The sequence below is a fragment of the Pseudomonas fluorescens genome (assembly GCF_001307155.1).
In the GTDB taxonomy this organism is placed as follows: Bacteria; Pseudomonadota; Gammaproteobacteria; order Pseudomonadales; family Pseudomonadaceae; genus Aquipseudomonas; species Aquipseudomonas helvetica.
Window position 1 is genome coordinate 1 of sequence record NZ_CP012830.1, and the last position, 13,268, is coordinate 13,268.

The window sequence follows — 13,268 nt, forward strand, 5'->3', positions numbered from 1 at the left end:
ACCACTTGCGCTTCCGATCTCTCGTTAGCGGGAGGCGAATTCTACAGCGTTACTCGCTGCTGTCAACACCTCTTTTTCTCCGCTTTCGACCGAGATGATCGAACCGTTAAAAGAGCCAAACAACACCGCCCTCTTAACTCCTTCAGGCTTCGATGAACTGAAGCGTAACCGCTGCCGAAAACCGCGTAACTCTTTGTTTACCAAGGAGTTTTCCGTTTCGACTGCGCCGGAAGTGGGGCGAATTATAGACTTCCAGAATCTGCCGTCAACACTTAATTTAGTTTTTCTATCCTGACGGGTGAAAGCGGCCGATCAGGCACCGTAATCAGCCTGACCCCACTACGCTTATATAGAGACGATTCAACGAGCACCCCCGCCATGAAGATCTCCCTGAAGCTGGCCGTGTTCAGCATTGCAGCAGTTCTGGTCTATCTCGGGCTCGCCATTCTGGGACTGGGTGGCTTTGCTGCGTTTCTCTCGCATCCAGCCCTGGTGATCATTGCCCTTGCGACGCTGGTGATGGTGGGAGCTTCGTTGCTCACCGAAGCCAACTTGAACTCCGGGGTACGTGAAGACCGGGCCAACCGTTGGGTGCTACCGGTATTTGGGGTGATTGGCGTGTTGTCCGCGTTTATTCCGGCCTATACCGACCGAATGGACTTCTGGACCTTTGATGGCGAAGGCATACGCTGGGTTGGCGCAGCACTATTCATTGCGGGCGGCGCGTTGCGGATCTGGCCCGTATTCGTACTTGGCAAACGCTTCAGCGGCCTGGTCGCCATTCAACCTGGGCATACGCTGGTGACTGACGGTATCTACCGAAGGCTGCGTAATCCGAGTTATCTCGGTTTATTGATCAACGCGCTGGGTTGGGCGCTGGCCTTTCGCTCCAGTGTCGGGATCGTGCTCGTCCTCCTGCTGCTCCCTGCCCTCATTGCTCGCATAAACGCCGAAGAAGACCTGTTGCGCAGTGAGTTTGGTGCCGAGTATGACGCTTACTGTGCCAAGACCTGGCGGCTCATCCCCGGGCTCTACTGAGATCAGCGCCCGGTACTTGCACAGCCAACGCTTACCTCTACTCCGCCGAAGCACGCGCCATGCAGCGCTGATAACGCTCATCGACACGCTTGGCGAACCAGGCCGTGGTGAGCTTTCGAGTGATTTTCGGGCTTTGCAACTGGATACCCGGCAGGATTGCCCTGGGCAGCGGCTTGCCTTCAGCCGTTTCCGCCAGTTCGAACACCTTCTTATATAGCTTGCTGTCTTCAAATTCCAGGCGGTTACCCAGCTCCAGCTGGTCCCTGATCGTCGTATTGCGCATGTCCAGCCGTTTACCCAACGCGCGAACCGCCAATTCCGTCGTGCCGGGCATGATCGAGTCGTAGCGGATCAGATCACCATCCAGTGCCAAACTGCTTCCCGAAGCGTGATTGAGCGCACTCTGAAACGCGGCGTTGCGGCTGGCGTACCAACCGGCATTGAAATCGGCGAAGCGGTACAACGCTTGGTGGTAACTCACTGGGTAGCCAAGCAAATGTGTAATGCCGAAGTACATGCCGCCACGGCGACTGAACACCTCATGACGAATCGAGCTGTCTACCGGATAGGGATAGTGCTGTGCGTGCTGCTCGGCAAACGCGACACTGACCTGCATCGGGCCAGCGGTATGCACCGGATTGAAACCACTAAACAGTGTTTTGCCCATCGGCACCCGGCCGATGAAATCGTCGAATATCGCGCTGAGTTCCTTCTCGCTGCGCGCCGCATTCAAGCGCTCGCTGTAACTTTTGCCATTGGTTGAGCTGACCTGCAAGGCTCCGCGCACCAACAGATCGGGAATGTGTGCCCTGGCAGCACGTCGATCGATTTCATCCCGGGCGATCTTTCCCAGCCCCGGCACTGTCGGGTCTGTTTGAAAGGTCGACTCCTGCTCGGTTACCGCCAGCACCGAACACAGGTTCTGCGTGGTGGGCGGGATCGTTTGTGCCGCAAACGCTGCATAAATGTCGGCGGCCCAACCTTCACGGTCTGCGGTGCTGCTCGGCAACAAACGGGCAATCTGCGCTTTCACCTGTACGGGCGTCGGTTGAGCCGCTTGCCGAGCAGCCTGATTCGCGCAGCCGGCCAATAGCAGCAACGTAACTACACTCATGATCAATCGATGGGATCGCATTTTTTACATGGGTCCTTTTAAGCGCCCTGACCGCCGAGGATATCGCTTCTTGAACCATTGCATCGGAGGATGCAAGCACCTCGGTCAATCGGATCTAAACTGGATACACCCCTGTTCAGCGGGACTCTCGACCGAGGGCAACGACATGAACCGCAGCGATGTACTGATCGTTGGCGCCGGCCCCACAGGACTGGTCCTGGCGCTGTGGCTCAGCAAGCTTGGAGTCCGGGTGCGCATACTCGACAAGACCAGCGCACCCGGCACCACTTCTCGCGCCCTGGCGGTTCAGGCACGGACGCTGGAATTGTACCGCCAGCTCGACCTCAGCCAAGCCGTGGTGCAGAACGGCCACAAAGTACCGGCAGTCAATCTGTGGGTCAAAGGCGAACCAGTGGCGCGGTTACCGTTCGAGGATATCGGCAAGGACCTGACCCCTTACTCGTTTCTGGAAATGTTCCCGCAGGACCAGCACGAGCGACTGTTGATCGAACGCCTGGAGCAGTTCGGCGTGGTGGTCGAGCGCGACACCGAGCTGATCGGTTTCAGCGAACATGGCGGCAGCATTACCGCGCAGTTGCTCCTGCCCGACGGCCAGGAACATACCTGTCAGACCTGCTACCTGGCCGGTTGTGACGGTGCTCGTTCTACCGTGCGCAAGGCACTCGACATCGGCTTTCCCGGCGGCACCTACCAGCAAGTGTTTTATGTCGCCGACGTCGAAGCCTCAGGTCTGGCGCTCAATGGTGAACTGCATGTGGATCTGGATGAAGCCGACTTTCTGGCGGTTTTTCCGCTGGCCGGCGAAGGCCGTGCAAGGTTGATCGGAACAGTGCGCGATGAACGCGCGGAACAGGCTGAAACCCTCAAGTTTGAAGACGTCAGTAGCCGGGCCATCGAACACCTGAAAGTTCAGGTAAACAAGGTCAACTGGTTTTCGACCTATCGGGTCCATCACCGGGTAGCGGACACCTTCCGCTTCGGGCGCGCCTTTTTGCTCGGTGACGCTGCCCATGTGCACAGCCCCGCCGGTGGCCAGGGCATGAACACCGGTATTGGCGACGCGATCAACCTCGCCTGGAAACTCGCTGCCGTTCTCAATGGAGCAGCCAACGACAAACTGCTCGACAGTTATGAAGTCGAACGCATGGCCTTTGCCCGGCGACTGGTGGCAACCACCGACCGGGTGTTCAATTTCGTCTCCGCCGAAGGCGCAATGGCCGACGTGATACGCACCCGCATTGCACCGTTCCTGCTACCCAAAATGGTCTCATTTGAATTGGCGCGCGAGTATCTGTTTCGTACGGTGTCGCAAATCACCCTGAATTATCGCGGGATGCCTCTGAGCGAAGGCCACGCCGGCCATGTTTTTGGCGGTGATCGCCTGCCCTGGGCGCATGACAGCGAGGCCGATAACTTCGACAGCCTGACAAGCCTCAACTGGCAGGTTCACGTATACGGCGACACCAGCGAAGAAATGCTCGCCTGGTGCGCCGAGCATCACTTGGCACTGCACGTTTTCGACTGGCATCCGACCCACGAAGCCGCCGGGCTGGCGCGCAATGGCTTCTATCTATTAAGGCCCGACAGTTATGTGGCCGTCGCCGACCTGTCCGCCGACCCGAAAGTCATCGAGCGTTACTTCCGGGACCACGGGATCAAACCGTTCCTCTGGTAACAATGGAACGCCCGGCGGCTTAGATGCCGCTCAACGCCAGGTCCATCGCAAAGTAGGTGAAGATCAGGTCCGCGCCCGCCCGCTTGATCGCCCCCAGACTCTCGCGCACCACACGGTCCTCATCGATCGCACCGGCGGCGGCACCGAACTTGATCATCGCGTATTCGCCACTCACCTGATATGCCGCCAACGGCAAACGCGACGCTTCGCGGATATCACGGATGATGTCCAGATATGCACCAGCCGGCTTGACCATCAGCGCATCAGCGCCTTCCTGCTCATCGAGCAACGACTCGCGCACTGCTTCACGGCGGTTCATCGGGTTCATCTGGTAACTTTTACGATCGCCTTTGAGCGCACTGCCACCGGCTTCGCGGAACGGACCATAGAGCGCCGAGGCAAATTTGGTCGAATAGGCCATGATCGAAGTCTGGCTGAAGCCGGCTTCGTCGAGCGCCCGGCGAATCGCCTGGACCTGCCCGTCCATTGCCGCTGAAGGCGCAATCACGTCGGCCCCGGCCCGTGCAGCGGCGACAGCTTGCTTGCCGAGATTGATCAGGGTCTTGTCGTTATCGACTTCCCCCGCATGCATCACCCCACAGTGACCATGATCGGTGTACTCGCAAAAACAGGTGTCGGACATCACGATCATCTCCGGCACCGCGTCCTTGCAGATCCGTGCCATACGCGACACCAGACCGTTTTCATTCCAGGTGTCGCTGCCGCTGCCATCCAGGTGATGGGAGACCCCGAAAGTCATTACCGACTTGATGCCCGCCCGCGCATAGCGTTCGATTTCGCCTGCCAGTTTCGACTCCGGAATCCGCCGCACGCCGGGCATGCTGGTAATCGGCACGAAATCGTCGATTTCTTCTTCGACAAAGATCGGCAGCACCAGGTCATTGAGGGTGAACTCGGTTTCCTGGAACAGACTGCGCAACTGCGGATTGCGACGCAAACGACGTGGACGAGCTTCGGGGAACTGGCTGGACATGGGTTTTCCTGGCAGGAGGCCAACGGCCTGGACAAGACGAAAGTCATAAAGGAAGGGAGCTTATGCCCCTCTCCCCCGTCGACACAAACGTAAGTTGAAGAACAGTTTATTTCCGATTCGGTAACAGTTTGGCGGCGAGCAACGGTCAAGAAGCTCGCCAGCGTTACAGGTTCAAGCTGCCGTCGATACAGGTCACGACCGAGCCGCCGATCCAGATGTCAGCGCCGATCCGTTCGACCCGGATTCTCCCGGCGCGGCCCATGGTCAGGCCCTGGCTGACCACGTAAACCTCCGGCGCCAGCCCCTCGGCCAATAACCATTGGGCAACGCCGGCATTCAAGCTGCCGGTGGCCGGATCTTCGGGCATGCCGTCCCCGGATATGAACGCGCGCACCTCAAACTGGGCCTCGTCGCCATCACGTTCGGAGTGCCACGGCGCAATGACACCGATCGCCAGCCCGAGCATCTGTGAATGATCGGGTTGCAGCGCCAGCACTTGCTCACGCTCGGCGAGCATCACGGCCAACCAGCCAGCACCGTTATCAACCCATTGCGCCCGAATAATCGCACCGGCTTCCAGCCCGAGCCCAAGGCGCACCCGCTCCACCAGTGCCACATCCAGCGGGCCGGACTTGAGCAACGGTGGTGCGAGGAACGCCAGGTCGGTGCCACGGCGGCGGATTCGCACCAGGCCAACGCCACACTCCTGAATGATCTCCTCACCCTTGGGAATGCCACCGGCCTCCAGCCAGGCATGACAACTGCCCAGGGTCGGATGACCGGCAAACGGCAACTCCTGCAAGGTGGTGAAGATTCGGACTCGATAATCGGCCCGCGAATCGCCGGGCTCCAGCAAGAAGGTGGTTTCGCTGAGGTTGGTCCAGGTCGCAAACGCCGCCATGCGTTCGTCACTCAGTTCGTCAGCCCCCAAGACCACGGCCAACGGGTTGCCCTTCAGTGCAACACGGCTGAAGACGTCCACCTGTTTGAAGTCGTATCGAGGCATTGCTCTTCCTTAAGCCGGGCTAAATCATGGAGTCGTGACGCTTGCCGTCACTTGGGAATTTCCAGCCCGCGAATCACTGCCGGCCGTGCCAGGAAGCGCTCCAGCACGCGCAATACGTTCGGGAAGTTGTTGATCCCGACCAGATCCCCTGCCTCATAGAAACCGATCAGGTTGCGCACCCACGGGAACGTCGCGATATCGGCAATGGTGTAACGCTCACCCATGATCCAGTCGCGGCCTTCCAGGCGACCGTCGAGCACTTTAAGCAAACGCTTGCTCTCTTCGACGTAGCGGTCACGCGGGCGCTTGTCCTCGTAGTCCTTGCCGGCAAATCTATGGAAAAAGCCCAACTGACCAAACATCGGTCCGATGCCACCCATCTGGAACATCAACCACTGAATCGTCTCGTAACGTGCGGCCGATTCCTGCGCCAGCAGTTGCCCGCTTTTGTCGGCGAGGTAGATCAGAATCGCTCCGGACTCGAACAATGCCAGTGGCTGATCACCCGGCCCGTGGGGGTCCAGGATCGCCGGAATCTTGTTGTTGGGGTTCAGTGACAAGAATGCTGGAGAGAACTGATCATTGGTATCGAAACCCACCCGGTGCGGCTCGTAAGGCAAGCCGGTTTCTTCGAGCATGATCGAGACTTTGACACCGTTGGGTGTCGGCAACGAATAGAGCTGTATCCACTCGGGAAACTGCGCAGGCCATTTCTCAGTAATCGGGAATGCAGACAAATCGGTCATGGTGAACATCCAGTGACAGTTGAATGGCGATGATGGGGGCTGGTCGCGGCAGATGCCCGGCCTTCAAGGCGGTTAGATTATAAGCACGACGCTGATGGGGCCAGGTTAATTCAGAAACATTCTGTCGATAACCTTCCGGTCAGCCAACCCGCTCCGCAGATAAAGTAATGCGCGCCGATTCGAATCGAACCAAAGGGCGCACGTGGACTCCAAGGCTGCCCTTGCGTTAGACGAATCGACCCCACGACATGAAAAGCACTTTGAAGCCGCGAGCTTCCGGTGTGATGTTTTGTCAGCCTTAAACGAATGCGCTGAAGAATAATAACTCAATGAAAAAGCACCTGAACTTCGTTAAAACCCTGAAGCCGCGCCCCCTGGTGTTTTGTGCGGCCTTGCTCATGACCTGCGTCCTGTTCCTGGCGCTGGAAGCCAGTGAGACCCGCGCCCAACCGGCTGACGGCACCCAGACCCTGGTGTTCTTGCGCCATGCAGAAAAGCCCGCCGGAGGTCTCGGCCAGCTGAACTGCCAGGGCCTGAACCGCGCGATCAAACTGGCAGAGCTACTGCCAGAAAAGTTCGGCAAAGCCAATTACGTGTTTGCCGCCAATCCGACACGCAACGTCGAGGAAGGCGAGTTCAACAACTCCTACAGCTACCTCCGCCCCCTGCTGACCATCAGCCCCACCGCAATCAAACTCGGGCTGCCGGTGAACATCGAATTTTCGGCCAACGACATCAGCGAACTGGCCGACGAGCTACTTCACGCCAAGTACCGCAACTCGATCATCTACACGGCCTGGTCCCACGGCTATCTGCCGGAGTTGATCAACAAGGTGGCGGAAGAGGCCACCGGTGAAAAACGCGCCCTTCTCGATGACTGGCCATCCAACGATTTCGACTCGCTGTATGTGCTGACTCTGACCTGGCACAACGGCAAGGCCACCTTGCTCAGTCATCGTTACAAGCAAGAGCTGAACAACGGCCCGCAGACGTGTCCCACATAACGGGTCGGCGTGTGCCCACCGTTTCCGGGCCTCTGGACTAAACTGCACTGGAGTATGATGCCCCACTGTCCTAATTGTCCGGAGCCTCTGTATGTCCAACTCCTTAGCGGTCCCCAACCGGGGCCTGGCGCTCTGGTGGAAACCCGCCCTGTTCCTGCTGGTTGCCTGTATCGGCCTCTACTACGTCAAGTGGTCGCCCTACTACCTCAAGGCATTCGTGGCTGCCGACAGCCACAGCATCGGCGCCTCCATCCTCAACGATGAACAAACCTCACCGCTCGCCGCTGCACTGGTGTACGCCAAGGTGTACTTCCTGGCGATCTGGAAAGCGGCCGTACTGGCGGTGATCCTGGGTTCGCTGTTGCAGGTATTGATTCCGCGAGACTGGCTGCTGCGCTTGTTCGGCCGTGCCGGTTTTGCTTCGACCTTGCGCGGCGGCTTGTTCGCCTTGCCAGGCATGATGTGCACCTGCTGCGCCGCGCCCGTGGTGTCCGGCATGCGCCGTCAGAACGTCTCGGTGGGGGCGGCATTGGCATTCTGGATTGCCAACCCGGTACTCAACCCGGCAACGCTGGTGTTCATGGGCTTCGTACTCGGCTGGGGCTTTACCGCACTGCGGCTGGTGGCGGGAATTGTGCTGGTGCTGGGTGTTTCGTTGGTCGCCCAACGCATCTCGCGACCCGATTACATGCCGGAGGCGGCGCTGGAAGCAGTGGCCGAAGCGACCCGCGCAACCGACGCACAACCCTTTCTGAGTCGCTGGGCGCGGACCTTGTGGCAATTGTTCTGGACCACCATTCCGATCTATGTGCTGGCAGTCCTGGTTCTGGGCGCAGCCCGGGTCTGGCTGTTCCCGCACGTTGACGGAGCGATGGCCAACAGCTTGCTATGGCTGATACCGCTGGCCATCGTCGGCACGCTGTTCATGATTCCCACCGCCGCGGAAATCCCCATTGTGCAAACCATGATGACCCTGGGTTTGGGCACCGCACCGGCCGTGGCGCTACTCATGACCTTGCCGAGCATCAGCCTGCCGTCGCTGTTGATGCTGCGCAAGGATTTCGATACCCGGGTGCTGGTAACCGTAGCTGTGCTGACCATGCTGGTTGGCGTGATCTGCGGCCTGATCGGCGCGATGGTGCTTTAAACGGGGATTGCAGGCGCTGGTGTTAACCAGCGCTTGCGTCTCGATCTTAACGATTACCGCGCTCACGCAAATACTCAAGCACCGCAGCCTCCTCCCCCACAAACTCGATTCGGTCGCCTTTCTTCTCGCGCTGGAAGGCGTACATCGGGTCGTAATACTCGTTCAGCAAACCTTCGATCCAGCCACGGTGCAAGTCCACTGCACCGCTGCGTGCCTGCTCGGCCAACGCGGCCTCCATCAAATCGAACATGCGCTGATGACGCTCGCCACCCAGGCGTTTGCTGATGTTGTTGAGGCTTGCCAGCATACGTTCGGAGAACTGTGCAAACCCCTCGTCGCCATATACAGCGACGAATTCTGCGCAGAGATTCACCACGTAATCGCGCAGGATCCGCTCGACCCGGTCTTGCAGGCTGTCTTCGAGCCAGACCATCGGAAAACGTTGCATGCCCTGATACAGCGGCAGCGGTAAGGCACAACTGCCGACCATACGGCTTTCATCTTCGAGCACGAACTGTTCAATGCCACGGGCACGCTTTTTCAGCACGTCCACCGCCAGGCGGTTCTCGAAGTCGATGTTGCCGGGCTGACCGGTCGCACGCTTGCCGAAGCTGGAACCGCGATGATTGGCATAGCCTTCAAGGTCCAGACCATTGCTCAATTGGGTGAGGACATCCGTTTTGCCGGTGCCGGTCATGCCGCCGAGCAACACGAAATCGCACTGTTCGACGGCCTGGTCGACTGTTTCCAACAAGAAAGTCCGCATCGCCTTGTAGCCGCCACCGACCCGAGGGTAGTCGATGCCGGCCTCGTCCTTGAGCCATTGCTGGACGATCTGCGAACGTAAACCGCCGCGAAAGCAATACAGGTAACCGTCGGGATTGGCCCGGGCAAAATCAGCCCAGGCCTGAATGCGCGCCGCCTTGATCTCGCCCGAAACCAACTGATGCCCAAGCACAATGGCGGCCTGCTGACCGTGCTGTTTGTAGCAAGTGCCGACCCGCTGACGCTCGTTGTCCGTCATCAGCGGCAGGTTGATCACCCCAGGGAACGCCCCCTTGGTGAACTCGACTGGCGCGCGGACATCCATCATCGGCCGGTCGTTGAGGAAGATGTCGCGGTAATCAGTGAAATCGATAAGCATCAAATCACCTCTACCGCGTTGCTCTGTCGCTCAACCAGTTCACCGATCGGCGCCAGGTTCAGGCCCAATTCGGCAGCAACGGCAAGAAACTGCTCGTTGCCCTCGGGCGTCACGGCAACCAGCAAACCACCGCTGGTCTGCGGATCGCACAGTACGCGCTTGTGCAATTCCTGTATGCGTCCGACCTTGTTGGCGTAGCTGTCGAAATTACGCAGGGTACCGCCCGGCACGCAGCCTTGATCGAGGTAGTACTCGACACCCGGCAAACGTGGCACGCGGTCGTAATCAATACGCGCGGTCACGCCGCTGCCATCGGCCATCTCCACCAGATGCCCCAGCAACCCGAAACCGGTGACGTCGGTCATGGCGGTCACGCCGTCGAGTTTGCCGAAACGGCTACCGGGTTTGTTCAGTGTGCACATCCAGTCACGGGCCAGGCCGACGTCGCTGGCGCGCAGCTTGCCCTTCTTCTCGGCGGTGGTGAGGATGCCGATGCCCAGCGGTTTGGTGAGGTACAGCAAGCAACCGGCGGTGGCCGTGTCGTTGCGCTTCATGTGGCGCTTTTGCACCAGCCCGGTGACCGCCAGGCCGAAGATCGGCTCCGGCGCATCGATCGAGTGCCCGCCGGCCAATGGGATACCCGCCTCATCGCAGATCGAACGGCCGCCGCGAATCACTTCCCGGGCAATCTCCGGCGCCAGCACGTTGACCGGCCAGCCAAGGATCGCAATCGCCATCAACGGATCGCCGCCCATCGCGTAGATATCGCTGATGGCATTGGTGGCGGCAATGCGGCCGAAATCGAACGGATCATCGACAATCGGCATAAAGAAGTCGGTGGTCGACACCACGCCACGCTCGTCGTCGATGGCATACACCGCCGCATCGTCGCGCGATGCATTACCCACCCAGAGCTTAGGGTCGAGATTCTGCGCGCCGCTGCCGGCCAGAATCACCTCCAGCACCTGAGGTGAAATCTTGCAGCCACAACCTGCGCCGTGGCTGTATTGGGTCAGGCGAATCGGCTCGCTCATGGGGGCACCTCTGGAATTCAAGTTCAACAATTCTAACAGAGCACGGCGCAAGCGCTGGCAGAGCCTGCCCCGCTTTCGAGCAGACACGCTCGCCAAGGGAGCAAATTGCTAACCAAAACGTCAGCTAATTCACAAAATCTCCCTTTATTTCAATCGTCTGTTCCAAGTTGGTCCGCAACATGCAAACGTTTGCGTCAGTCACGTGAACGCCCGATCACTACATGAGCGCTCACGTTCGGCCAACCACTGCACGAACAGGGATTTTCAATGCACGCCACTTCCAGACGCACCGCGTCCTGCCCCACTGTTGCTGTTTCCTTGCTACTAAGCGCCGTTACGGGACTACTCAGCTGCGCTGCCCTGGCTCAAGAAAAAACCGTTGATGAATCCGCCCAAGGCGAGACGCTCAGCGCTGAAGCCAGCCCACCAAAGAAAGGCGCGTACCTGTCGGACTGGTTCAATCAGGATCTGACGCTGATCGGCAGCAAGGACATTAGCTTCGGCCCGCAACCGGCCGACGACGTTTACCTGGAATACGAGTACTTCGGGCGCAAAGGGCCATTCGAACTGTATGGCTATATTGACGCCCCGAAGATCCTCGGCATCGGCAACAGCCACGACAAAGGTGCCTGGGACCACGGTTCGCCGTTGTTCATGGAGCACGAGCCACGTATTTCCATCGACTACCTGGCCGGTCGCAGCCTGGCGGTCGGGCCGTTCAAGGAATGGTATGTCGCGTTCGACTGGATCTACGACCACGGCAGCAGCACCGCCAATCGCGCCAACACGCTTTACAGCGGCCTGGGCACCGACATCGACACCCATTCGCGGGTCAACCTGTCGGCCAACTTCTATGGGCGCTATCAGTGGGAAAACTACGGCGCCAGCAACGAGTACTCGTGGGACGGGTATCGTGCCCAGTTGAAGTACATCGTGCCCATCGACCGCTTCAGCAATGGCGCGTCACTGACTTACATTGGCTTCACCAACTTCGACTTTGGTTCGGACCTGCATAAAGACAATCCGGCACGCACGGCCAACGCCACCGTGGCCACCAACGTATTGCTCTATTCATTCACGCACCTGCGCTTCACCCTGGTCGGGCGTTATTTCCATAACGGCGGTAACTGGGAGGATGGCAGCGAGTTGAATTTCGGTGAAGGCAACTTCCGCGCTCGTTCCGATGGTTGGGGTTACTACGCAGGTGTCGGGTATCAGTTTTGAGTGACAAGCTGCTTCGCTATCAACATCTACCAAGGAGGTTCCATGCACACCGTCACACGCCTTTCTCTGTCCGCCAGCCTGGCCTGCAGCGCCCTGCTCTCTTCCAGTGTCTGGGCAGCCGAGGCCCCGATCACGCCGAAAGTCATGCTGATCAGCATGTTCGCCCCGGAAGCGCAAACCTGGATTGATCGCCTGGAGCTCAAGCAGGAGATCCGCGTGCCGGGGCTTTCTGCCGAGTATCCGAGCATTCGCTGCAATACGCAGCAGGTGTGTCTGATGGTCACCGGTATGGGTCAGACCAACGCCGCGGCATCCACGCTGGCATTGGCCCTGTCACCGAAATTCGACCTGCGCAAAAGCTATTTCCTGATTGCCGGAATCGCCGGCATCAACCCGCACCACGGCACTATCGGCACCGCCGCGTGGGCGCATTATCTGGTGGAGTTCGGCACGCAATGGGAACTGGATTCGCGGGACGCTCCCAAAGAGTGGCCGACCGGTTACATCGGCATCAACACCAAAGGTCCGAACGAAAAACCTCCGCTGGACTACAAGACCGAAGTCTTCGAACTCAACCCGAAGCTGCAAGCCAAAGCCTTCGCCCTGAGCGCGAAAGTTGTTCTGAGCGAAAGCCAGGAGTCCGCCGCGTGGCGGGTGAAATACCCCTACGCGCCGGCCAATCAACCACCGGTGGTCACTCAATGCGACACGCTGGCCGGCAATACCTGGTTTTCCGGAACACGCCTGAGCGAACGTGCCGAAGTCTGGACCCGTTTGCTGACGGACAACAAAGGCGTTTACTGCACGACTCAGCAGGAAGACAACTCGACGTATGAGGCGCTGTTGCGTGCCAGCCGTGAAGGCCTGGTGGATATCCAGCGCCTGGCGGTGGTGCGCGCTGGCTCCGACTTCGACCGTCCGTATCCGGGTTACAGCGAAGTCGACAACCTGCTCAAGTACGCCGATCAGGGTGGTTTTGTGCCGGCCCTGGAAAACCTCTTCCGCACCGGCAACCCGCTGGTGCAGGAGATTCTGAAGAACTGGTCGGCGTGGGAGAAGGGTGTGCCTGAGGCATAACCTGTGGCGAGGGAGCTTGCTCCCGCTCGACTGCGAAGCAGTCG

The 13,268-nt window shown here is 59.1% G+C and carries 12 protein-coding genes; 6 read left to right on the forward strand and 6 right to left on the reverse strand.

Going from position 1 to position 13,268, the window contains the following annotated elements:
- Window positions 1–378: 378 nt before the first annotated feature.
- On the forward strand, window positions 379–1,038 hold the full coding sequence (locus AO353_RS00005; protein ID WP_054593099.1) for a methyltransferase family protein: 660 nt from the start codon (window positions 379–381) through the stop codon (window positions 1,036–1,038).
- A gap of 37 nt (window positions 1,039–1,075) precedes the next feature.
- Here the strand turns inward: AO353_RS00005 and AO353_RS00010 are convergent, their stop codons facing one another.
- The gene (locus AO353_RS00010) at window positions 1,076–2,173 is read right to left on the reverse strand and encodes a DUF1615 domain-containing protein (protein ID WP_054593100.1); all 1,098 of its coding nucleotides are present in this window, start codon (window positions 2,171–2,173) and stop codon (window positions 1,076–1,078) included.
- Between the two features lie 145 nt (window positions 2,174–2,318).
- On the opposite strand from AO353_RS00010, the gene AO353_RS00015 reads away from it, so the two are divergent.
- Window positions 2,319–3,848 (forward strand): FAD-dependent oxidoreductase, encoded by a 1,530-nt coding sequence (locus AO353_RS00015; protein ID WP_054593101.1) that lies wholly within the window; start codon window positions 2,319–2,321, stop codon window positions 3,846–3,848.
- A 19-nt stretch (window positions 3,849–3,867) separates the two neighbouring features.
- On the opposite strand, the gene hemB is transcribed toward AO353_RS00015, so the two are convergent.
- From hemB to AO353_RS00030, 3 genes are all read right to left on the reverse strand, one after another.
- Entirely contained in the window at window positions 3,868–4,842 is a 975-nt protein-coding gene (gene hemB, locus AO353_RS00020; RefSeq protein WP_019689616.1) for a porphobilinogen synthase, read from the reverse strand.
- A 163-nt stretch (window positions 4,843–5,005) separates the two neighbouring features.
- Window positions 5,006–5,848 (reverse strand): PhzF family phenazine biosynthesis protein, encoded by an 843-nt coding sequence (locus AO353_RS00025; protein WP_054593102.1) that lies wholly within the window; start codon window positions 5,846–5,848, stop codon window positions 5,006–5,008.
- Window positions 5,849–5,895: 47 nt separating this feature from the next.
- A complete protein-coding gene (locus AO353_RS00030; RefSeq protein WP_054593103.1) occupies window positions 5,896–6,594 on the reverse strand; it encodes a glutathione binding-like protein in 699 nt (232 codons plus the stop codon).
- Between the two features lie 329 nt (window positions 6,595–6,923).
- Between AO353_RS00030 and AO353_RS00035 the strand changes: the two genes are divergently transcribed.
- On the forward strand, window positions 6,924–7,598 hold the full coding sequence (locus tag AO353_RS00035) for a hypothetical protein (RefSeq protein WP_054593104.1): 675 nt from the start codon (window positions 6,924–6,926) through the stop codon (window positions 7,596–7,598).
- Between the two features lie 91 nt (window positions 7,599–7,689).
- On the forward strand, window positions 7,690–8,745 hold the full coding sequence (locus AO353_RS00040; protein WP_054593105.1) for a permease: 1,056 nt from the start codon (window positions 7,690–7,692) through the stop codon (window positions 8,743–8,745).
- A gap of 46 nt (window positions 8,746–8,791) precedes the next feature.
- Here the strand turns inward: AO353_RS00040 and mnmH are convergent, their stop codons facing one another.
- Both mnmH and selD read right to left on the reverse strand, forming a co-directional pair.
- Complete coding sequence (mnmH, locus tag AO353_RS00045) at window positions 8,792–9,889, reverse strand: tRNA 2-selenouridine(34) synthase MnmH (RefSeq protein WP_054593106.1); 1,098 nt, start codon at window positions 9,887–9,889, stop codon at window positions 8,792–8,794.
- Entirely contained in the window at window positions 9,889–10,923 is a 1,035-nt protein-coding gene (selD, locus tag AO353_RS00050; RefSeq protein WP_054593107.1) for a selenide, water dikinase SelD, read from the reverse strand. The genes mnmH and selD overlap by 1 nt, the downstream gene beginning before the upstream one ends.
- 267 nt (window positions 10,924–11,190) lie before the next feature.
- On the opposite strand from selD, the gene AO353_RS00055 reads away from it, so the two are divergent.
- Entirely contained in the window at window positions 11,191–12,147 is a 957-nt protein-coding gene (locus AO353_RS00055) for a nucleoside-specific channel-forming protein Tsx (RefSeq protein ID WP_054593108.1), read from the forward strand.
- A 42-nt stretch (window positions 12,148–12,189) separates the two neighbouring features.
- The gene (locus AO353_RS00060) at window positions 12,190–13,224 is read left to right on the forward strand and encodes a purine-nucleoside phosphorylase (protein WP_054593109.1); all 1,035 of its coding nucleotides are present in this window, start codon (window positions 12,190–12,192) and stop codon (window positions 13,222–13,224) included.
- Window positions 13,225–13,268: the final 44 nt, after the last annotated feature.

Bases quoted from the DNA above. Each gene is read 5' to 3' on its own strand.
- AO353_RS00005 (WP_054593099.1), top strand. From the start codon at position 379: ATGAAGATCTCCCTGAAGCTGGCCGTGTTCAGCATTGCAGCAGTTCTG.
- AO353_RS00010 (WP_054593100.1), bottom strand. From the start codon at position 2,173: ATGCGATCCCATCGATTGATCATGAGTGTAGTTACGTTGCTGCTATTG.
- AO353_RS00015 (WP_054593101.1), top strand. From the start codon at position 2,319: ATGAACCGCAGCGATGTACTGATCGTTGGCGCCGGCCCCACAGGACTG.
- hemB (WP_019689616.1), bottom strand. From the start codon at position 4,842: ATGTCCAGCCAGTTCCCCGAAGCTCGTCCACGTCGTTTGCGTCGCAAT.
- AO353_RS00025 (WP_054593102.1), bottom strand. From the start codon at position 5,848: ATGCCTCGATACGACTTCAAACAGGTGGACGTCTTCAGCCGTGTTGCA.
- AO353_RS00030 (WP_054593103.1), bottom strand. From the start codon at position 6,594: ATGACCGATTTGTCTGCATTCCCGATTACTGAGAAATGGCCTGCGCAG.
- AO353_RS00035 (WP_054593104.1), top strand. From the start codon at position 6,924: ATGAAAAAGCACCTGAACTTCGTTAAAACCCTGAAGCCGCGCCCCCTG.
- AO353_RS00040 (WP_054593105.1), top strand. From the start codon at position 7,690: ATGTCCAACTCCTTAGCGGTCCCCAACCGGGGCCTGGCGCTCTGGTGG.
- mnmH (WP_054593106.1), bottom strand. From the start codon at position 9,889: ATGCTTATCGATTTCACTGATTACCGCGACATCTTCCTCAACGACCGG.
- selD (WP_054593107.1), bottom strand. From the start codon at position 10,923: ATGAGCGAGCCGATTCGCCTGACCCAATACAGCCACGGCGCAGGTTGT.
- AO353_RS00055 (WP_054593108.1), top strand. From the start codon at position 11,191: ATGCACGCCACTTCCAGACGCACCGCGTCCTGCCCCACTGTTGCTGTT.
- AO353_RS00060 (WP_054593109.1), top strand. From the start codon at position 12,190: ATGCACACCGTCACACGCCTTTCTCTGTCCGCCAGCCTGGCCTGCAGC.